The organism is Amycolatopsis sp. NPDC028719 (assembly GCF_055565395.1).
Genome location: NZ_JBVHUL010000015.1, coordinates 158109 through 177046 on the forward strand (window position 1 = coordinate 158109; position 18938 = coordinate 177046).

Below are 18938 nucleotides of genomic sequence, written 5' to 3' on the forward strand. Positions count from 1 at the left end.
GCGAGAATCACCCCGCGCGATCCAGCGAGAGGCGAACGGCATGACGGCAGACCCCGAGACCACCCTGCGGGCGGACGCGCGGCGCAACCGCGACCAGATCCTGGCCGCCGCGAAGACCATCTTCGCCGTTTCCGGTCCCGAGGTGCCGATGGAGGAGATCGCCCGCGCGGCCGGCGTCGGCGTCGGCACGCTGTACCGCCGGTTCCCGGACCGGGACGCGCTGGTCCGCGCGGTGGCGATGGACAACTTCGAGCGGGTGCTGATCGACGCCCGCACGATCGCCGCCGAGGAGACATCGCCGTGGCGCGCGCTGGAGCGGCTGCTGCGGCAGTCGGTGGAGCTGCAGCTGAGCATCCAGCTGGCGATGGTGTCGCACCGGGCGCTGGTGATCCTCAAGGGCGACCCGGAGGTCCGGCGCCTGCGGGACGAGATCCTGGGGGTGGTGGAGGACTTCGTCCGCGGCGCCCAGGCCGAGGGCAAGCTGCGCCCGGACGTCGGTGCCGGGGACATCGCCATCCTCTTCGCGACGCTGCTGCGGCAGGTGCGGGCGAAGGCTCCGGAGGTGGCCGAGATGGCGGCGCGCCGCTGCGTCGGGATCATGATCGACGGGCTCAGTGCGCGCCCGGGTACCGAGCTGCCGGGCCGCCCGATCACTTCGGACGACCTGGATCCGGCGGACGACCACGGCTGATTTCCCGGTTTTCCGTGTTAGGGTTCCGCCTCGTTCTGCCGAATTCGGGTTGCGGGCGGGAAAATGCGACGAAGAATGCTGGCCGTGGTGTTGACGATTCCCTTCCTGGTGGTCGCCGGCTGCGGTGACGGCCCGGACGGCGGCGCCGCGGCCCCGGCCCCGGCGGCCCCCTCGACGACGTCGCCCAGCACGTCCCTCTCGCCGGCGACTTCGGTCTCACCGACGACGTCTTCCCCTGCGGTGGTACCGACTCCGACGCCTCCGTCGACGACACCGGTGCGCGGCTGCCGCAGCCCGGAGTTCACGACGACCGACCCCGACGGCGGCTGGTCGGACGGCGGCTACTACGTCCACAACAACATGTGGAACGCGGACGAGGCGGGCCCGGAAACGCTGCGCGCGTGCGCGTACGACAACTGGTACGTCGAATCCACCCAACCCGATTCGACGTCGGTGAAAACCTATCCGAATGTGCACAAGGACATCAACGACCAGAACGGAAAACCGTTCAACGACTATTCGGTGATCAAGACGACGTTCGCCGGCCGCGGCCCGGGCGTGGGCATCTACGACGTGGCGTACGACCTGTGGCTGAACGGAGTGGGCGACGGGGCCGGCGTCAGCGAGCTGATGGTGTGGACGGAGAACCTCAAGCAGCAGCCGTCCGGCGACAAGCTGACGACGTACACGGCGGGCGGCTCCACGTACGACGTCTGGGCGGACGACGACGGGTACGTGGCGTTCGTTTCGCGGTCGACGCAGTACTCGGGAAGCCTGGATCTGAAGGCGATGATCGCGTTCGCGATCGGCAAGGGCCTGCTCCCGCCCAACCCGACGGTGAACCAGATCGGCTACGGGATCGAGTTCTGCTCGACCGGTGGGGGCAAGGCGAGGTTCACGCTGACGGACTTCTCGGTGACGATGAGCTAGCGGGCGTACCGCTGGATGGTGCGCTGGGACGGGCGGAACAGCGGCAGGCCGACCAGGAAATTGACCACGCACAGCACGACCGCGATGGCCGGGAGGAAGAGGTAGGCCACGATCCCCGGGGTGATGCGGCCCAGGAGGGTCGCCAAGAAGAACGACGACGTGAGGATGGCGGCGCCGGCCGGCACGCCGAGCGGATAGAGGGCCATCGCCGACTTTCGCCGGTCCAGGACGTGGCCCCGGGGAACGGTCGTCACCCAGCTTCGGGCCAGCGTCATCGTCACGCCTGAGACCAGCAGGAACAGGGCGAGGAAGACGCCCGTGACGACCGTCATGGCGAACGCCGGGGCCGTCCCGCGGGGGAGGAGAAGGCCGCCGACCGGGATTCCGATGCCCACCAGGACGCTCGCGCCTGCCGTGATCACGCCCAGGACCAGGCATGAGCCGCGGAAACGTGCGGCCATGCGAGGAGGGATCAAGATCGGTCTGTTCACCCTGCCCACTCTCCGTACTCGCTCGACACCTTAGCGTCGTCGAATACGAAGGAGGCCACCACCTCGTGAACCCAGGTGGTGGCCTCCGTTCGGGCAGCTCAGACGCCCAGCGGGTGCCAGACCGTCTTCGCCTCCAGGTAACGCCGCATCCGGGTCAAGTCCGGCGCCGACGTCCAGTCCGGCTCCGCCGCCGGGACCGTCAGCACCCGCTTCACCGTGTTCGCCGCTTCGCGGGCCAAGCCCGGGCGGTCGTCCAGCGCAGCGCCAGTCGGGTCCAGCGCGTTGACGTCTCCGTGGGATGCCAGCCACGGCCCCAGCTCCGCTGCCCGGCCCGTCAGGATGTTCGCCACTCCGCCCGGGACGTCCGACGTCGCCAGGACCTCCGACAGCGTGATCGCCGGGAGGGGCCTCTCCTCGCTCGACACCACCACCGCCGTCGAGCCCGTGGCCAGGACCGGGGCCAGGACCTCGACCAGGCCCAGCAACGACGACCCCTGCGGTGCCAGGACGCCCACCACGCCGGTCGGCTCCGGCATCGTGAACGAGAAGTACGGCCCCGCGACCGGGTTGGCCGACCCCAGGACCGAGGCGATCTTGTCCGTCCAGCCCGCGTACCAGACCCAGCGGTCGATCGCGGCGTCCACAAGGGACTCGGCCTTCTTCGCCGCCAAGCCCTCGGCTGCCGAAACCTCCGCGATGAACTGGTCGCGACGACCCTCCAGCACCTCGGCCACCCGGTAGAGCACCTGGCCGCGGTTGTACGCCGTCGCCGCCGACCAGCCCGGGAACGCCTTGCGGGCCGCCACCACCGCGTCGCGGACGTCCTTGCGGGACGCGTGCGCCGCGTTCGCCAGGAACTTGCCCTTCGCGTCCGTCACCGGGTACACCCGGCCGGACTCCGAACGCGGGAACTTGCCGCCGATGTAGAGCTTGTACGTCTTGGCGACGGAAATCCGGTCAGACATTCAGGTACGCCTCCAGTCCGGTGCGGCCGCCTTCGCGCCCGAAGCCGGATTCCTGGTAGCCGCCGAAGGGGGCGGTGGGGTCGAAGCGGTTGAAGGTGTTGGCCCAGACCACGCCCGCGCGCAGCTGGTTCGCCATCCACAGGATCCGGGAGCCCTTTTCGGTCCAGATGCCGGCCGAAAGCCCGTACGGCGTGTTGTTGGCCTTCGCGACGGCCTCGTCCGGCGTGCGGAACGTCAGCACCGACAGCACCGGGCCGAAGATCTCCTCGCGCGCGATCCGCATCGACTGGTGGACGTTCGCGAACACCGTCGGGGCGAAGAAGAACCCGCGGTCCGGCATCGGGCACGGGCTGGTCCAGCGCTGCGCGCCCTCGGCGTCCCCGGATTCGACGAGCCCGCGGATCTTCGCCAGCTGCTCGGCCGAGTTGATCGCGCCGACGTCGGTGTTCTTGTCGAGCGGGTCGCCGACGCGCAACGTCGAGACGCGGTAGCGGAGCTTCTCCAGCACCTCTTCAGCGATGGACTCCTGCACCAGCAGCCGCGAGCCCGCGCAGCAGACGTGGCCCTGGTTGAAGAAGATGCCGTTGACGATGCCTTCGACGGCCTGGTCGAGCGGCGCGTCCTCGAACACGACGTTCGCGGCCTTGCCGCCCAGCTCCAGCGTCAGCTTCTTCGGCGTGCCCGCCACCTGACGCTGGATCGCCTTGCCGACCTCGGTCGAGCCGGTGAAGGCGATCTTGTCGATCCCGGCGTGGTCCACAATGGACGCGCCGATGTCGCCGGCGCCCGGGAGGATGTTCACCACGCCCGGCGGCAGCTCCGCCTGCCGGCAGATGTCGGCGAACACCAGCGCGGTCAGCGGCGTCGTCTCGGCCGGCTTCAGCACGACGGTGTTGCCGGTGGCCAGCGCCGGCGCGATCTTCCAGGCCAGCATCAGCAGCGGGAAGTTCCAGGGGATGATCTGGCCCGCGACGCCGAGCGGCCGCGGGTTCGGGCCGTACCCCGCGTACTCCAGCTTGTCGGCCCAGCCCGCGTGGTAGAAGAAGTGCGCCGCCGCCGTGGGGACGTCGGAGTCGCGCGACTCCTTGATCGGCTTGCCGTTGTCCAGGCTCTCCAGCACCGCCAGCTCGCGCGAGCGTTCCTGGATCAGCCGCGCGATGCGGAAGAGGTACTTGGCGCGCTCGGTGCCCGGCATTCTCGACCAGACCGAGTCGTAAGCCTTGCGCGCGGCCTTGACCGCGGTGTCCACATCGGACTTCGACGCGGTGCCGACCTCGGCCAGGACCTCTTCGGTGGCCGGGTTGATCGTCTTGAGCGGCTCACCCGATCCGTCGACGAACTCGCCGTTGATGAAGGGCTTGTAGGAGTCCTTGAGGTTCGCGATGGCGCGCGACTCCGGCGCCGGTGCGTACTCGAAAACAGGCATCAGTCCACCGTCACGTAGTCGGGGCCGCTGTAGTGGCCGTCCACCTGGGTGCGGCGCTGCAGCAGCAGGTCGTTGAGCAGGCTGGACGCGCCGAAGCGGAAGAGGTCCGGGACCAGCCACTGCTCGCCGGCGACCTCGTGCACCGCGACCAGGTACTTGATCGCGTCCTTCGTCGTCCGGATGCCGCCGGCCGGCTTGACGCCGCGCAGCTGGCCGGTCTGGACGTGCCAGTCGTGGACGGCCTGCAGCATGATGTGGGTGACCGGCAGCGTCGCGGCGGGGGAGACCTTGCCGGTGGACGTCTTGATGAAGTCACCGCCGGCGAGCAGCGCCAGCCACGACGCGCGCCGCACGTTGTCGTACGTCGCCAGCTCGCCGGTTTCGAGGATGACCTTCAGGTGGGCGTCGCCGCAGGCTTGTTTTATCGCCTGGATCTCCTCGAAGACGTCCATGTAGCGGCCCTCGAGGAAGGCGCCGCGGTCGATCACCATGTCGACTTCGTGCGCGCCCGCGTCCACGGCGATCTTGGTGTCGGCCAGCTTGATCTCCCGGCTGGTGCGCCCAGCAGGGAAGCCGGTCGCGACGCTGGCGACGTGCACGCCGCTGCCCTTGAGCGCTTCGACGGCCGTGGCGACCATGTCCGGGTACACGCAGACGGCGGCGACGCGCGGGGTGTCCTGGCGTTCCGGGTCGGGACGGACGGCCTTCGCGGCGAGCGCCCGGACCTTGCCGCGGGTGTCGGCGCCCTCCAGCGTGGTCAGGTCGACCATGGAGATGGCGGTGTCGATGGCCCACCGCTTGGCGTCCTTCTTGATGCTGCGCGTGCCGAGGCCCGCCGCGCGCTGCTCGACGCCGACCTGGTCGACACCGGGCAGCCCGAGCAGGAAGCGGCGCAGGCTCGCGTCGTCGCGAGTCGCGTCCACCAGCGGTGCCGGGGTGGCCGGCGCCGCTGACGTGCTGGTCGTGGCTGTCATGGGCCTGAGTCTAGGCGGCGGGTCCGACAGTGCGAGCCCCCATTGGGTGTGACGCTGAGTGCGCGACGCGTCACAACGTCGAGGTCAGGAGCCTTCGATCTGCGGCGGCTCGACCCGCTTGGCCGGCCTCCGGTAAACGACCACCCCGCCCCAGAACGCCAACCCGTTGATCTTCACCGTCGGAGCCGTCGCCGGGGCCGGGGGCGCCCCGGACTTGTCCTCCAGCACGAACCCGCCCATGAACCCGATGCCCGTCACGTCGACGTTGATGTCGTCCGGGACCGTGATCTGGATGCCGCCCATGATCGCGACCGCGGTGATCGTGCAGTTGCGGTCCGCGAACCGGGCGTGGCGCAGGTCGATCTCCGTGCCGCCCCAGAACGCGAAGCTGTTGTGCTGGGGCGGGAGGACCCAGCTGCCCTTGCGGACCGCTCCCGACAGCACGCCGATCGACACCGGGGAACCCGGGTGGCCGCCGATGCGCTGGTCGGGGAAGCCCAAGGCCCGCGTCGGCGCCGGTTCGAGAGTGGCGGAAGAACTCGGGAGGTCGGCCGTCACCGGCTTGAGCTCCCCGACGGTTTTCGCCGCGTAGACCGTCGTGAGCCGCTCTTCCAGCTCGTTGACGGTGATCCGCCCTTCCGAAAGGGCGTTGTGCAGCACCTGCGCGACGCGCTCGCGGTCCGCGTCGGAAGCCCTCATCCGGTCGGGCGTCAGTTCGCTCACCCGGCGGAGCTTAGCGGCGAAAACCACCCTGCGTGTCCCTCTTCCGGAGGACACTGACCCGATGGGGTCGACAACAGTGGAATTCCCGGACGGCGTCCGGGTCCGCGGCCGCGGGCTGGGTCGCCCGCGGCCGGACGAAAGCGAGCCGGACTTCGGGCTGTACCTGGGGACGAGCCGGTTGCGGCGCAAGCACGGCGGCGGCATCACCTGGCCGCACGAATGGGTCACCTGGCCGGACTTCCTGCTGCCCGTCAAGCCCGCCGAAGCACGCCGGCAGATCACGGCCCTCCACGAACGAGCCAAGGCCGAAACCGTCGAAGTCGCCTGCTACGGCGGCGCCGGGCGGACCGGCACGGTGATGGCCTGCCTCGCCATCCTCTCCGGCGTCCCCGCGGACCAAGCCGTCGCCTGGGTGCGTGAGCACTACAACGAACGCGCCGTCGAAACGCCCTGGCAGCGCGGCTGGGTGAAAAGGTTCGCGGGACGGCTAGATTGACCCGCATGGATGTGCACGTCGTCGATCACCCCCTCGCGAAAGCCCGGCTCTCCACGATGCGCGACGCGCGCACGGACAGCGCCGCGTTCCGGGCCGCGCTGCACGAGCTGACCGTCATGCTGGTCTACGAAGCCACGCGCGACGTGCCGGTCAAGACCGAGCGGATCCACACGCCGGTCGCGCGCACCGAGGGCTACAAGCTGGCCAAGCCGCCGTTGCTCGTCCCGGTGCTGCGGGCCGGCCTCGGCATGGCCGACCAGGCGCACAAGCTGATCCCGGACGCGCAGATGGGCTTCGTCGGCCTCGCGCGCGACGAGGAGACGCTCAAGCCGACGCCGTACCTCGAATCACTGCCGGAGTCGCTCGCCGACCGGCCGGTGCTGGTGCTCGACCCGATGCTCGCCACCGGCGGCTCGATGGAGTACACGATCCGGCTGCTCACCGACCGCGGCGCCGACGACGTCACGGCCATCTGCGCCCTGGCCGCGCCGGAAGGCTTGGCACACCTGGAAAAGACCGGCCTGCCCGTCCGCGTCGTCACCGCCAGCATCGACGAGCGTCTCAACGACTCGGGCTTCATCGTCCCGGGGCTCGGCGACGCGGGTGACCGCCAGTACGGCGCCGTGTAAAGCCTTGCCCCTCCTGAAGTGGCGGTGGGTGGCCGCGGCCGCCGGGGTGGTCGCGGTCGTCACGGCCGGGCTGCTCTGGCTGCTGCTGGGCTGGTCCGGGTCGCCGGACGCGCCGGTGCGCATCGACGCCGTCAAGACGGCGTTCGGCATCGGTGCGGGCGCGGGCGGCGTGTTCGCGCTGTGGCTGGCGACGCGCCGCCAGCGCACGATGGAGCTGCAGCTCGCCGAGACGACTCGCGTCGCGGGCGTGACCGAACGCGACCTCGAGGAGCGCCGGGTCACCGAGCTCTACACGAAGGCCGTCGAACAGCTCGGCAGCGACAAGGCGCCGGTGCGGTTCGGCGGGCTCTACGCGCTGGAGCGGCTCGGGCAGGACAACGCGAAGCAGCGCCAGACGATCGTGAACGTGCTGTGCGCCTACCTGCGGATGCCGTTCAAGGCCCCGGTCGTCGGGCTCAAGGGCACTGCGGCACGCGATCTGGACCACGACCCCGAGGAGGGTGAACTCCTCGTCCGGCTGGCCGTGCAGGAGCTGCTCAAGACGCACCTGAGCCACGACGCGGCGGGCTACTGGCCGGGGATGTCCATCGACCTGCAGCGAGCCACGCTGGTCGACTTCCGGCTGAGCGGGTGCACCCTGGACGCCGCCGACTTCAGCCGCGCCCGGTTCGTCGGTCAGCTCCACATCCGGGGCACGCACTTCACCCGCCAGGTGGGGTTCTACGGCACGGAGTTCCTCGACATCGTGAACTTCGACCGGTCGGTCTTCGAGGAAGGCGCTTTCTTCTCCCGGGCGCACTTCACCAGTAACGTCCGCTTCACCCGGATCCGCTCCGGGGGCCGGTTCGAGTTTTCGCGCACGGTCTTCGAAGAGGGCGCCGACTTCGAGGGCGGCGAACACCGGGAACTCGACCTGACCGACGCGCAGTTCCTTCACGACGGCACCAAGTAGAGCTCCTGACGTCCGAGCGTCGGCGCGTCGAGCGTCCAGTGCGCGACGGCGTCCGGCGGCGGGCTCGGCAACCGGCGCAGCACCAGGTCGGGCCGCCGCGGCCGGACGTCGAAGTCGAAGAACGCGTAGTCGACCCGCAGCGCCGCGCGGATCCACCGATCACCGGCGCCGCGGGCGTCGATGGCCGCGGGGAGCAGGCCGCGGTCGGCGAAGACGTCGACGATCGCGCACTCGCACGTGTAGGCCAGCACGCCGATCTCCCCGGCGCTGCCGACGACGCGTGACCCGGCCAGCGCGTGGAGGTCGCGGCCGATCTCCGCATATCGAGCGGTCGAGGCGTAGTTGGACGTCAACGGCGCGAACTCCCGGGGCACTCCCGGAGCCGCATACGCGACCACGCTCGCAGCCATCAGCACGAGAACCGCGCCGGTCGCGATCCGGCTCGAAGCCGCCCAGGCGCAGGCGAACACGGTCGCCGCGGTGATCCCCGGGCCGTAGTACCAGTGGTACGGCGGAACCGTGAGCAGCACGTACATCCCGTGGTAGAGCGCGCCGCCCAGGGCCAGGAGCGCGAACGGCCGGAGCGCGGGCGACCGCCGGAAGGCGAAGGGGACGGCCGCGAGCGGCAGGAAGGACAGCACCGCCACGCCCGGATCGGTCCGGGCGTAGAAGAGCGGGCCGTTGGCGAAAGTCCAGTCACCCCAGGCCCGTTGCGCGCCCTGCAGCGTCTTGATCACGAACGTGTCGGGCACCGCCGCGCCGAGCACGACCCAGCTGAAGACGAACCACGGCACGGCGACCAACGCGGCACTGAGCACCGCCCGTCCGGAACGCAGCGAGAAACCCAAGACCACGGCGAAGATCAGCAGGTCCAGCCGTACGAGCGCGAGAGCGCCCGCGGCGAGCCCGAAGACCAGGGGCCGTCGTTCGACGGCGAACACCGTCACCCACCCGAGCACCGCGGCGCCCAGCGCGACCTCCAGCCCGATCGACGAGAGCAGCAGCGGGTCGACCGTCAGCGCCGCGAACGCCAGCGCCGGGAACCAGCGCGGCAACGCCGTGCCGAGCCGGCGCAGGGCCAGGACGAGCGCGACCTGGCACACCACGTACAGCACTCCGGCCGCGAAGACGGCGTCGCGGACCACGAAGGTCAGCGCCGCCAGGACGAGGACGTTGGCCGGGGACGTCGCCGAGTTCGACGTCGCGTCGGCCAGCAGTCCCCAGTGGCCGTGGAACGCGAGGTTGCGCGCGTAGGCGAGCGTGATGAACGTGTCGTCGACGAGGTGCGGCCGGGCCAGCAGGAACACCGCCGCCGACACGCACGCGACGGCTGCGGGCAACCGCAGGCGAAGGTTGTCCGTGGTCCGGACCTGCTCCATGATCACGACCGGAAGTGGCCGCCCGGTTCGCGGAAGTTGCGCGCAACGTCCGGGCCGGTGCCGGCCACTGAGGGGTGTGACCAGCCATGCGACGGGGGCGCCGGTGGACGATCGGGCGCAGGGTGATCGAGCGCTCTGGGACAAGGCTTCCGGGGGTGACGAGGCGGCGTTCAGCGAGCTCTTCGAACGGCACGCCGAAGCCGTCTGGAACCACGCCTACCGGCTGACCGGCTCGTGGTCGGCCGCCGAGGACCTCACGTCGAACACCTTCCTGACCGCCTGGCGCCGCCGCGCCGACGTCACGCTGATCCGGGACAGCGCCCTGCCGTGGCTCTACACCGTGGCCGGCAACGCCGCCCGCGACGAGTACCGCGGCGCGAGACGGCGGCTGCGGCTGCTCCGCAAGATCCCCGATCCGCCGGTGGTGTCCGACCACGCCGACGCGGTCGCCGAGCAGCTCGACGGCGAGCAGCGGCTGCGCGAGATCGTCGAAGCCGTGCGGACGCTGCCGAAGGCACAGCGGGCCGTCGTCGAGCTGTGCCTGCTCGGTGACCTGAGCGTCGCCGACGCGGCCGCGGCGCTGACCGTCGCCGAGGTCACCGTCCGCGCCCACCTGTCCCGGGCCCGCGCCCGGCTGCGCACCCTGCTGGAGGAGAAATGAGCGACGACCTCCGAGGGCTTCCGCCGCGGCGAGCACTGCCGGACGACGTCCGCGACCGGTTGCGCGCCGAGGTCCGCCAAGGCATCACGAAGCGGCGGCCGACGCGCGTCTGGTACGCGGCCGCCGCGGCGGCCGTCGTCGTGCTGGCCGCGGGCGCGGTCGTCGCGACGCAGGCGGTCCGGCAGCAGTCCGTCGCCGGCCCGCCGCCGCACCCGGACCCGGGAAACCGGCTCACCCTCGACGCGAAGGTGGCGACGACCGCGCTCGACCGCTGCTGGGCGGCCGTGCGGGCGGCGGGCAAGACGGACCGCGTGCCCCCGCGCGAGGAGTGGGTCCCGCTGTTCACGGAGGTCCTGGCGGGGGACTCGGTGGTCGCGGCGACCGCCGCGGGCAAGCCGATGTTCTGCGAGACCACCGCGACGACCGTGACGCTGTCGGACCCGGGAGCCACGCCCGCCTACGTGCCGGGCACGCGCACCGGGCTGCTGCTGCACAGCCCGACCGGAGTGGTCGCCGGGGTCGTGGACGCGGGATCGGCGCACGCGTTCCTCAGCTCGCGGACCGAAGACGGGGAGAACATGTCCCAGTCGATCCGCTCCTCCCCGGTCACCGGCCAGTTCATCGCGATGACCCGGTCCGCCCTGTGGACGACGACGCTCAGCCTCGAAACCCCGCCGGCGCCGGGTGGGACCGTGTTGCCCCCGCCGCCGCCGTGGCTGGTCATGGCCGTCGACCGGCCGGGGACCGCCGACCGGACGTCACCGGCCGGCCGGGCGCTGGGCGAATGCCTGGCCCTCGCCGAGCTGGAGGTGGTCCCGGACGCCGAGGCGTACGCGCCGGGGCCGGTGCTCGAGGCCGACGGTTACCAGGTGGTCCTCGGCCGCCACGACGGCCGGGTCGTCGTCTGCGCGGCTCAGCCCGACCGCCAACGGCCGGGGAAGACGAAGTACCGCGCCTACCTCGACTTCGCCGGGCCCCAGACCCCGCCGGCGCGCACCCTGATCGTGGACACGCTGGGCGGGACCGAGTCGGAGGCGGAACAGGGGAAGGCGCGCCGCCCGTTCGTCGCGGCGCTGCCCACGACGGCGGCCGAGGTGACCATCGACTTCGGCATCGGGACGAGCACCACCACCGCGGTCATCGATGGCATGGTCGCCACGTGGGTCCCGCGGAACATCCACCTCGACCCGCAGGCGATGGTCCACGTCCAGGCCCGCGACGCCCAGGGCAAGGTCGTCTACGACGGGTCGCTGCGGCTGCTGTGAGGCCGCAGCCAGCCGGAGGCGTTCGCGCGCAGGGCCGTTTCGTACGAGCCCGTGACGTCGAACTCCTCCGGCAGGTTGCCGGTCAGCTCCAGGGACACGAGCCCGTGCACGCAGGCCCAGCAGCCGACGGCGACCGTCTCCGGCGGGACGTCCAGGAAGACGCCGTCGGCGATGGCCCGGCGGATGATCGCCTCGAGGGGCTCCAGGGTCTTCCGGGCCAGCTTCTCGGCGTCTTCGTTGGGCTCGAACCCGGGCACCGACCTGGTGAACATGATCCCGTAGAGGTTCGGGTCGGCCAGCGCGCTGGCACGGTAGGCGCTGCCGAGCGCGACCAGGTCGTCGACGGGGTCGCCGGTCAGCACGGTGCCGGCCATCCGGGCGCCGAAGCGGCGGAAGCCTTCGGTGTAGAGCGCGTTCACCAGATCGGGTTTGCTGCCGAAGAGGGAGTACACGGCGGTGGTCGACGTCCCGGCGTCGGCGGCCAGCTTCCGCAGGGAAAGCGCCTTCGGCCCGTCGGCGGCGATGAGCTCGCCGGCGCGGTCGAGGAGTTTCAGCCGGAGCGCTTCGTCGTGGGTCCGTGGTCGAGCCATGCACACAGCGTATCGGAACGCTGTTATTTTGCCCGGACCGAGGATTTGACCTGGAGTGCACTCCAGGTCGTAGTGTCGAGCTCATGAGCTACTCGATAGCGGAAGCCGCGCGACGTAGCGGACTGTCGATCGACACTCTCCGGTACTACGAGCGCATCAAACTGCTCGACCCGCCCGCGCGGGACGCCGCGGGCCGCCGGGCCTACTCCGACGACGACCTCGGCTGGCTGGGTTTCCTGACCAAGCTGCGCACCACCGGGATGCCCATCAAGAGCATGCGCGAATACGCGTCGCTGCGCCGCCACGGCGTCGCCAGCGCGGGCCGCCGCAAGGCCCTGCTGGTGGAGCAGCGCCGGTCGGTCGCCGAGCGGATCGCCGAGCTGCAGGGGTGCCTCGACATCCTGGACTACAAGATCGAGAACTACGCCCAGGTCGAGCGCAACGTGCTCGGCGTGGAACCCGGCAGGGAGGAGATTTCCGCGTGAAGACCAGGAAGCTCGGCGGCCTGGAGGTCGGCGCCCAGGGGCTCGGCTGCATGGGGATGAGCCAGGCCTACGGCGTCCGCGACAACGACGAAGAGTCGGTCGCGACGATCCACCGGGCTCTCGACCTCGGGGTCACGCTGCTCGACACCGCGAACGTCTACGCGAACGGTGTCAACGAGGAACTGGTCGGCCGCGCGATCGCCGGCCGCCGCGACGAGGTCGTGCTCGCGACGAAGTTCGGCATCGTGTGGACCGACGGCGCGATGGGGGCGCGCGGCGACGCGGAGTACGTCAAGCAGTCCTGCGACGAGTCGCTGCGCCGGCTCGGCGTCGACCACATCGACCTGTACTACCAGCACCGCGTCGACCCGGACACGCCGATCGAAGAGACCTGGGGCGCGCTCGCTTCGCTGGTGGAAGCCGGGAAGATCCGGTACGCCGGGATTTCCGAGGCGAGCGCGGCGACGATCCGCGCCGCGCACGCGGTGCACCCGGTGACCGCGCTGCAGAGCGAGTGGTCGCTGTGGACCCGCGGCATCGAGGGCGAAATCCTGTCGACGTGCCGGGAGCTCGGCATCGGCGTGGTGCCGTTCTCGCCGCTGGGCCGCGGTTTCCTGACGGGTGCGGTGAAGTCGATGGCGGACCTGCCGGAGGACGACATGCGCCGCGGCCTGCCGCGGTTCGCCGAGGGCAACTTCGAGCGCAACATGGCGATCGTCGACGCGCTGCGGAAGCTGGCCGAGGAGAAGGGCGTCACGGCGGGCCAGCTGGCTCTCGCGTGGGTGCAGGCGCAGGGCGAGGACGTCGTCCCGATCCCGGGGACCAAGCGCCGCAAGTACCTCGAGGAGAACGTGGCGGCGGCTTCGCTGGAGCTGACGCCGGAGGACCTGGCGGCCATCGCAGCGGCCGCGCCCGCCGACGCGATCGCCGGCGAACGCTACCCCGAACGCCTGGCCCGCGCCGCCGGCAAGTAATGCGCACTTTCACGTGAAAGTGCGCACCAGGGACCCGCACTTTCACGTGAAAGTGCGGCTCTGAGCCTTTTCTGAGATCTCCGGAGCAGGCTCGGCGCCGATCAAGGTCGGTGCCGAGCCTCAGGAGGTCGTCGTGGAGGAAGTGCTCGATTATCTGGTCGTCGGGGCCGGACCGGCGGGGTTGCAGCTGGGCCAGCACCTCGGCCACGCCGGGCACCGGTACCTGGTGCTGGAGGCCGGTTCCGCGCCCGGCCACTTCTTCGAGACGTTCCCCCGGCACCGGACGCTCATCTCCATCAACAAGAAGCACACCGGGTACGCCGACCCGGAGCTGCGGATGCGGATGGACTGGAACTCGATCCTCGCCGACGGCGACGACGAACAGGTCCTGTTCACCGACTACAGCGCGAAGCTCTTCCCGGACGCGGCGGACTTCCTGCGCTACGTCGCCGACTACGCGGCGAAGCATGAAGTGAACGTCCGCTACGACACCCGGGTGACGCGCATCCGCCGCGACCCGGAAAGCGCTGTCTTCATCCTCACCGCGGGTGACGAGGAGTTCAAGGCGCACCGGCTGGTCATGGCCTCCGGCGTCACCAAGCCGTACATCCCGCAGTTCCCCGGTGTCGAGTTCATCGACCAGTACGTGGACGTGGATGTCGACCCGGCGAGCTTCACCGACCAGCGCGTCCTGGTGCTGGGCAAGGGGAACTCCGCCTTCGAGACCGCGGACAACCTCATCGAGACCGCCGCGGTCGTGCACGTCGGCGGCCCGCGGCCGGTGAAACTGGCCTGGCGCACCCACTTCGTCGGCCACCTCCGCGCCTACAACGCGGGCATCCTCGACATGTACCAGCTGAAGCTGCAGCACGCGATCCTCGACGGCGACGTCCGCGAGGTCCGCAAGGACGCCGACGGCTACCACGTCAAGTTCTCCTTCGCCCGCGCCGACGAGGTCATCAAGGAGATCCGCTACGACCGCGTCATCGGCTGCACGGGCTTCCGGTTCGACGCGTCGCTGTTCGACGAAGACTGCCGCCCGCAGCTCACGATCAACGACCGCTTCCCGGCCCAGACGCCGGACTGGGAGTCGGTCAACGTGCCCGGCCTCTACTTCGCCGGCACGATCACGCAGGTCCGCGACTTCAAGAAGGCCACCAGCGCGTTCATCCACGGCTTCCGCTACGGCGTCCGCGCGCTGGCCAAGGTCCTCAACGAGCGCCACCACGACACTCCGTGGCCCAGCACCGAGCTGCCCGCCAAACCGGACGCCCTGACCGATGCCGTGATCACCCGGATCAACCGGACTTCCGCGCTGTACCAGCAGTTCGGCTTCCTCGGTGACGTCCTGATCGTGGACGGCGACACCGCCCGCTACCTCGAAGAGGTGCCGGTGGACCGCGTCCTCCAGGACCCGCCGGACGACGCCTACGTCGTCACCCTCGACTACGGCCCCGACCACGACAAGATCGACCCGTTCGACTTCGTCGCGCGCGCCGCGCAGGACAAGGCCAACGACTCCGGCGAAGGCCACTACCTGCACCCGATCGTCCGGCACTACCGCCGCGGCGAGCTCGTCGCGACCCACCACGTCACCGAGAACCTCGAGAACGAGTGGGACAAAGAGGTGCACGTCGAACCGCTGGCCGCGTTCTTCGCCCGGGAGCTGTGATGCGCACGATCGCGGAGTTCGAGGCGGCGGCCCGGCAGCGCCTCGACCCGGTCCACTACGACTACTTCGCGGGCGGCGCGCAGGACGAACTGACCGTGGCGGACAACGAAGCCGCGTACAAACGGCTGAAGCTGCTGCCCCGGGTGCTGCGCGGCAGCGACAAGCGCGATCTGAGCCTGACGCTGCTCGGGACGTCGTCCTCGATGCCGATCCTGGTCGCGCCCACGGCGTTCCACCGGCTCGCCCACGCCGACGGCGAGCTCGCGACCGCCCGCGCCGCGGCTCGGGCGGGCACGATCATGATCGTCAGCATGGCCGCCACCGCGGCGATCGAGGACATCGCCGCGGCGGCCCGCGAGGTCGCGCCGGACCCGGGTTTGTGGTTCCAGCTCTACCTGCAGCCGGATCTGGAGTTCACCGAGGCGATCGTGCGCCGGGCCGAGAACGCCGGCGTCAAGGCGTTCGTCGTGACCGTCGACTCGCCGGTGCTCGGCCGCCGCGAGCGCGACGACCGCAACGACTTCCACGACCTGCCGCCGGGGCTGGCCGTGGAGAACCTCCGCAACCTGGGCGAGAACCGCAGCGGCGGCAACGCCAGCCACGTCCGCGAGATCGTCATGTCCGCCGGGCTGAACTGGGACCACATCGCGTGGCTGCGGGGCAAGACCAAGCTGCCGGTGCTGATCAAGGGCGTGCTGCACGCCGAGGACGCGCGCCTGGCGGTGCACCACGGCGTCGCCGGGATCGTCGTGTCCAACCACGGCGGCCGCCAGCTCGACACCGTGCCCGCGACGATCGACGTCCTCCCCGAGATCGCGTCGGCCGTGGGCGGGGCGATCCCGGTCCTGCTCGACGGCGGGATCCGCCGCGGCACCGACGTCGTCAAGGCCCTCGCCCTCGGCGCGGACGCGGTCGGCGTCGGCCGGCCGGTCGTGTGGGGGCTGGCCGCGGGCGGCCGCGAAGGCGTCACGCAGGTCCTGGAGCTGCTGCGCGAAGACTTCGACCAGGCGCTGGCCATGTGCGGCGGCCGGCACCCGGCCGACCTGACCCCGGACCAGGTGCGGCGATGATCGGGAAAGCGCTTGCCGCGGCGGCCCTCGTGACCGCGCCCGCGTGGCTGCCCGACCGGGTCGTGGCACTGCGGATGAAGATCTTCTCGCTGGTCAACGGCCAGGACGTGGTGACGATCCCGGGCGAGCAGGTCGGCGTCGAGGACTTCCGGCGCGTCTACGCCGACCCGGCGGCGAACGGCCGCAGCCGCGGTGCCGCGCTGTCCGACCTGTTCTGGTACTGGCTCGCGCCCGGGCCCGAGGTGCACCAGGAGCACCTCGAAGCCGGGCCGCGCTACGACGAGGTCGCCAAGTGCACCCGGCACATCCTGGTGCGGTCCAAAAAGGACTCCGAGGAGCTGGCCCGCCGCGTCGCGGCCCACGTGCTGGACGGCGTCCGGCCCGGGCTCGTCCGCTTCCGCGACGAGATGATGCCGATCTGGGCCGAGCTGTACTACGAGCTGGTGTTCGACGAGCCGTGCCCGCCCGAGGCCCGCGACCTCATCGTGGGGCACGCCGACGACGTCGTCTCGGCGCTGAAGTGCGTGCGGCCGCGGAACATGCGCCGCCGGGCCCGGCTGACGAAGTACCTGCGGCGGCGCCTCGCCGACGTCCCGCACCCGCTGCCGCAGTCCCTGACGCCGGAGGAGCAGGCCTACTACCTGCAGGGCACGTTCTTCAACACCGCCGTCGTGCAGATGTCCGAGGCGATGGCGCACCTGCTGATGATCGTCGCCCAGCGCCCGGAGGTCCAGCGGCACCTCGTCGAGCACCCGGACGACGACGCCTACCTGGACCGCGTCATCGACGACGGCCTGCGCGAGTTCCCGCTGTTCGGCATCGCGCACCGGATCTCCACCGCCGACATCGACCTCGCGGACCTGACCATCCCGGCGGGCACCGTGCTGTGCTTCAGCTACCCGGGCTTCGCCGCCCAGACCGCGAAGGACGAGTTCATCCCGTTCGGCGTCGCGCAGAACCGCGCGTGCCCAGCCCGCGGCCTGGCCCCGCCGACCATGCGGGTCGTGACGCGCGAAGTCCTGCGCCGGTTCAGCCTCGCCTCGACGGCCGGGCACACGCGTTCCATCCCCAACCGCGGCCCGGCGCTGCTCACCCCCCACGGTGCGCGCCGCAAGCGCGCGCCGCTGGTGTGGCTCGCGGTCCGTGACCGCTGGGAAGACGTCTGGCGCAGCCTCGCCCAGCTCGTCTTCGGCACGTACATGGTGCTCGACGCCCGCAAGCATGCCCTCTGCTCGACCTACTTCGCCGGAGGAAAGTCATGAGCCCGTCGGAAGCGGCACCGCTGTTCTTCCTCGCCGTCGTGGTCATCCTCGTGGTGGTCCGGCTGGTCTGCATGGCCGCCGTGAAGCTCGGTCAGCCACCGGTGGTCGGGGAGATGGTCGCCGGGGTGCTGCTCGGCCCGTCGCTGTTCGGGCTCCTGCTGCCCGGCGTCCAGGCGGCCGTGTTCCCGGACGGCATCAAGTCCCTGCTCTACGTCGGCGGCCAGATCGGCCTGGTCATCTACATGTTCGGGGCGGGCTACGAGTTCAACCTGAACAGCATCAGAAAGTCGAAGAAGTCGGTCGCGGCGATCTCCTCGGCCGGGACGCTGGTGCCGCTGGCCCTCGGGATCGGGGTCGCGGTCATCGGCACGTCGTGGGTCGGCATCGGCAAGGAAGGCGTCTCGCTGGCGACGTCGGCCGCGTTCGTCGGGGTGGCGGTGGCGATCACGGCGTTCCCGATGATGGTCCGGATCATCACCGAACGCGGGATCGCGTCGACGAAGTTCGGCTCGCTCGCGCTGGCCTGCGGCGCGCTCGACGACGTGCTCGCGTGGCTGCTGCTGGCCGTCGTGCTCGGCATGCACGCCGGGTCCGCGGGGCCGATCGCGCTCGCCCTCGGGGGCGGGTTGCTGTTCGCGCTGCTCGTCTTCATCGTCGGACGGCGCCTGCTGAACCGGGTGATGAGCAGCGACCGGGTGACCGTCGACCAGCGGGTGCTCGTCACCGCGATGATCCTGTTCGCGGCCGCCTGGTTCACCGACACCATCGGCCTGTACGCGGTGTTCGGCGCGTTCACCATCGGGGTCGCGTTCCCGCGTGGTGCGGCCTCCGACGCGGTGCTCGCGAAGATCATGCCGATCGGGCGGATCGTGTTCGTCCCGCTGTTCTTCACCTATTCCGGCCTGAACACCCGGTTCGCGCTGCTCGCCGACCCGAGCCTGCTCGCGTTCGCGCTGGTGACGGTGGCGGTCGCGATCGTCGGCAAGCTGGGCGCGTCGTGGGGCGCGGCCCGGCTGGCGGGGGAGCCGCCGGAGATCGCGTCCCGCGTCGGCGTGCTCGTCAACGCCCGCGGGCTGATGCAGCTGATCGCGCTCAACGTCGGGCTTGCCGCGGGGATCGTCTCGCCGGCGCTGTTCACGGTGCTGGTGCTGGTCGCGCTGGTCACCACGATCATGACGGCGCCCCTGCTCAGCTGGCTCGACCGCCGCGATGCCCGCAAGGGGAGCAGCGAGGTGCTCCTGATGGTCGATCCGGTCCCGGTTACCGGGAAAAGTTGATAGTTCAATTTCGGAAAATCACTGCC

Annotated in this window: 20 protein-coding genes; 13 read left to right on the plus strand and 7 right to left on the minus strand. The window is 70.7% G+C overall.

The window, feature by feature from the left end:
• Window positions 1–40: 40 nt before the first annotated feature.
• Both ACZ4TR_RS45215 and ACZ4TR_RS45220 read left to right on the plus strand, forming a co-directional pair.
• Window positions 41–691 (plus strand): TetR/AcrR family transcriptional regulator, encoded by a 651-nt coding sequence (locus ACZ4TR_RS45215; protein WP_465294792.1) that lies wholly within the window; start codon window positions 41–43, stop codon window positions 689–691.
• Window positions 692–766: 75 nt separating this feature from the next.
• Entirely contained in the window at window positions 767–1621 is an 855-nt protein-coding gene (locus ACZ4TR_RS45220; RefSeq protein ID WP_465294917.1) for a GH12 family glycosyl hydrolase domain-containing protein, read from the plus strand.
• On the opposite strand, the gene ACZ4TR_RS45225 is transcribed toward ACZ4TR_RS45220, so the two are convergent.
• The 5 genes from ACZ4TR_RS45225 to ACZ4TR_RS45245 form a co-directional block, all read right to left on the minus strand.
• Window positions 1618–2082: a hypothetical protein gene (locus ACZ4TR_RS45225; RefSeq protein ID WP_465294795.1), complete on the minus strand. Its 465-nt coding sequence runs from the start codon at window positions 2080–2082 to the stop codon at window positions 1618–1620. The genes ACZ4TR_RS45220 and ACZ4TR_RS45225 overlap by 4 nt on opposite strands.
• 128 nt (window positions 2083–2210) lie before the next feature.
• Window positions 2211–3077: an aldehyde dehydrogenase family protein gene (locus ACZ4TR_RS45230; RefSeq protein ID WP_465294797.1), complete on the minus strand. Its 867-nt coding sequence runs from the start codon at window positions 3075–3077 to the stop codon at window positions 2211–2213.
• The gene (locus ACZ4TR_RS45235) at window positions 3070–4503 is read right to left on the minus strand and encodes an aldehyde dehydrogenase family protein (RefSeq protein ID WP_465294799.1); all 1434 of its coding nucleotides are present in this window, start codon (window positions 4501–4503) and stop codon (window positions 3070–3072) included. The genes ACZ4TR_RS45230 and ACZ4TR_RS45235 overlap by 8 nt, the downstream gene beginning before the upstream one ends.
• Window positions 4503–5477: a deoxyribose-phosphate aldolase gene (gene deoC / locus ACZ4TR_RS45240; RefSeq protein WP_465294801.1), complete on the minus strand. Its 975-nt coding sequence runs from the start codon at window positions 5475–5477 to the stop codon at window positions 4503–4505. The genes ACZ4TR_RS45235 and deoC overlap by 1 nt, the downstream gene beginning before the upstream one ends.
• Window positions 5478–5561: 84 nt before the next feature.
• Window positions 5562–6176 carry a DUF1707 SHOCT-like domain-containing protein gene (locus tag ACZ4TR_RS45245; RefSeq protein ID WP_465294919.1) on the minus strand — a complete coding sequence of 205 codons (615 nt, stop codon included), beginning with the start codon at window positions 6174–6176 and terminating at the stop codon, window positions 5562–5564.
• 85 nt (window positions 6177–6261) lie between these two features.
• On the opposite strand from ACZ4TR_RS45245, the gene ACZ4TR_RS45250 reads away from it, so the two are divergent.
• Genes ACZ4TR_RS45250 through ACZ4TR_RS45260 form a run of 3 tightly spaced genes read left to right on the plus strand, consistent with a single transcriptional unit; the run spans window position 6262 to window position 8277 of the window.
• The gene (locus ACZ4TR_RS45250; RefSeq protein ID WP_465294803.1) at window positions 6262–6696 is read left to right on the plus strand and encodes a protein-tyrosine phosphatase family protein; all 435 of its coding nucleotides are present in this window, start codon (window positions 6262–6264) and stop codon (window positions 6694–6696) included.
• Window positions 6697–6701: 5 nt separating this feature from the next.
• The gene (gene upp, locus ACZ4TR_RS45255; protein ID WP_285482509.1) at window positions 6702–7325 is read left to right on the plus strand and encodes a uracil phosphoribosyltransferase; all 624 of its coding nucleotides are present in this window, start codon (window positions 6702–6704) and stop codon (window positions 7323–7325) included.
• Between the two features lie 4 nt (window positions 7326–7329).
• The gene (locus ACZ4TR_RS45260; protein WP_465294805.1) at window positions 7330–8277 is read left to right on the plus strand and encodes a pentapeptide repeat-containing protein; all 948 of its coding nucleotides are present in this window, start codon (window positions 7330–7332) and stop codon (window positions 8275–8277) included.
• Here ACZ4TR_RS45260 and ACZ4TR_RS45265 read toward each other — a convergent pair.
• Window positions 8259–9656: a hypothetical protein gene (locus ACZ4TR_RS45265; protein ID WP_465294807.1), complete on the minus strand. Its 1398-nt coding sequence runs from the start codon at window positions 9654–9656 to the stop codon at window positions 8259–8261. The genes ACZ4TR_RS45260 and ACZ4TR_RS45265 overlap by 19 nt on opposite strands.
• Window positions 9657–9732: 76 nt before the next feature.
• Between ACZ4TR_RS45265 and ACZ4TR_RS45270 the strand changes: the two genes are divergently transcribed.
• Window positions 9733–10317 (plus strand): RNA polymerase sigma factor, encoded by a 585-nt coding sequence (locus ACZ4TR_RS45270; protein ID WP_465294809.1) that lies wholly within the window; start codon window positions 9733–9735, stop codon window positions 10315–10317.
• The gene (locus ACZ4TR_RS45275; RefSeq protein ID WP_465294811.1) at window positions 10314–11582 is read left to right on the plus strand and encodes a hypothetical protein; all 1269 of its coding nucleotides are present in this window, start codon (window positions 10314–10316) and stop codon (window positions 11580–11582) included. The genes ACZ4TR_RS45270 and ACZ4TR_RS45275 overlap by 4 nt, the downstream gene beginning before the upstream one ends.
• Here ACZ4TR_RS45275 and ACZ4TR_RS45280 read toward each other — a convergent pair.
• Complete coding sequence (locus ACZ4TR_RS45280) at window positions 11555–12172, minus strand: TetR/AcrR family transcriptional regulator (protein ID WP_364517950.1); 618 nt, start codon at window positions 12170–12172, stop codon at window positions 11555–11557. The genes ACZ4TR_RS45275 and ACZ4TR_RS45280 overlap by 28 nt on opposite strands.
• Window positions 12173–12255: 83 nt before the next feature.
• Between ACZ4TR_RS45280 and ACZ4TR_RS45285 the strand changes: the two genes are divergently transcribed.
• The 6 genes from ACZ4TR_RS45285 to ACZ4TR_RS45310 all read left to right on the plus strand — a co-directional run bounded on the left by ACZ4TR_RS45285 (window position 12256) and on the right by ACZ4TR_RS45310 (window position 18912).
• Window positions 12256–12657, plus strand: coding sequence for a MerR family transcriptional regulator (locus ACZ4TR_RS45285; protein WP_465294813.1), 402 nt, complete (start codon window positions 12256–12258; stop codon window positions 12655–12657).
• A gap of 50 nt (window positions 12658–12707) precedes the next feature.
• Window positions 12708–13631 carry an aldo/keto reductase gene (locus ACZ4TR_RS45290; protein WP_465294921.1) on the plus strand — a complete coding sequence of 308 codons (924 nt, stop codon included), beginning with the start codon at window positions 12708–12710 and terminating at the stop codon, window positions 13629–13631.
• 133 nt (window positions 13632–13764) lie between these two features.
• On the plus strand, window positions 13765–15303 hold the full coding sequence (locus tag ACZ4TR_RS45295) for an NAD(P)-binding domain-containing protein (RefSeq protein WP_465294815.1): 1539 nt from the start codon (window positions 13765–13767) through the stop codon (window positions 15301–15303).
• The gene (locus ACZ4TR_RS45300) at window positions 15303–16373 is read left to right on the plus strand and encodes an alpha-hydroxy acid oxidase (RefSeq protein WP_465294817.1); all 1071 of its coding nucleotides are present in this window, start codon (window positions 15303–15305) and stop codon (window positions 16371–16373) included. Before ACZ4TR_RS45295 ends, ACZ4TR_RS45300 begins: the two co-directional genes overlap by 1 nt.
• Window positions 16370–17635, plus strand: a complete 1266-nt coding sequence (locus ACZ4TR_RS45305) for a cytochrome P450 (RefSeq protein WP_465294819.1) — start codon at window positions 16370–16372, stop codon at window positions 17633–17635. Before ACZ4TR_RS45300 ends, ACZ4TR_RS45305 begins: the two co-directional genes overlap by 4 nt.
• Window positions 17632–18912, plus strand: a complete 1281-nt coding sequence (locus ACZ4TR_RS45310) for a cation:proton antiporter (RefSeq protein ID WP_465294821.1) — start codon at window positions 17632–17634, stop codon at window positions 18910–18912. Before ACZ4TR_RS45305 ends, ACZ4TR_RS45310 begins: the two co-directional genes overlap by 4 nt.
• The last annotated feature ends 26 nt before the right edge of the window (window positions 18913–18938 follow it).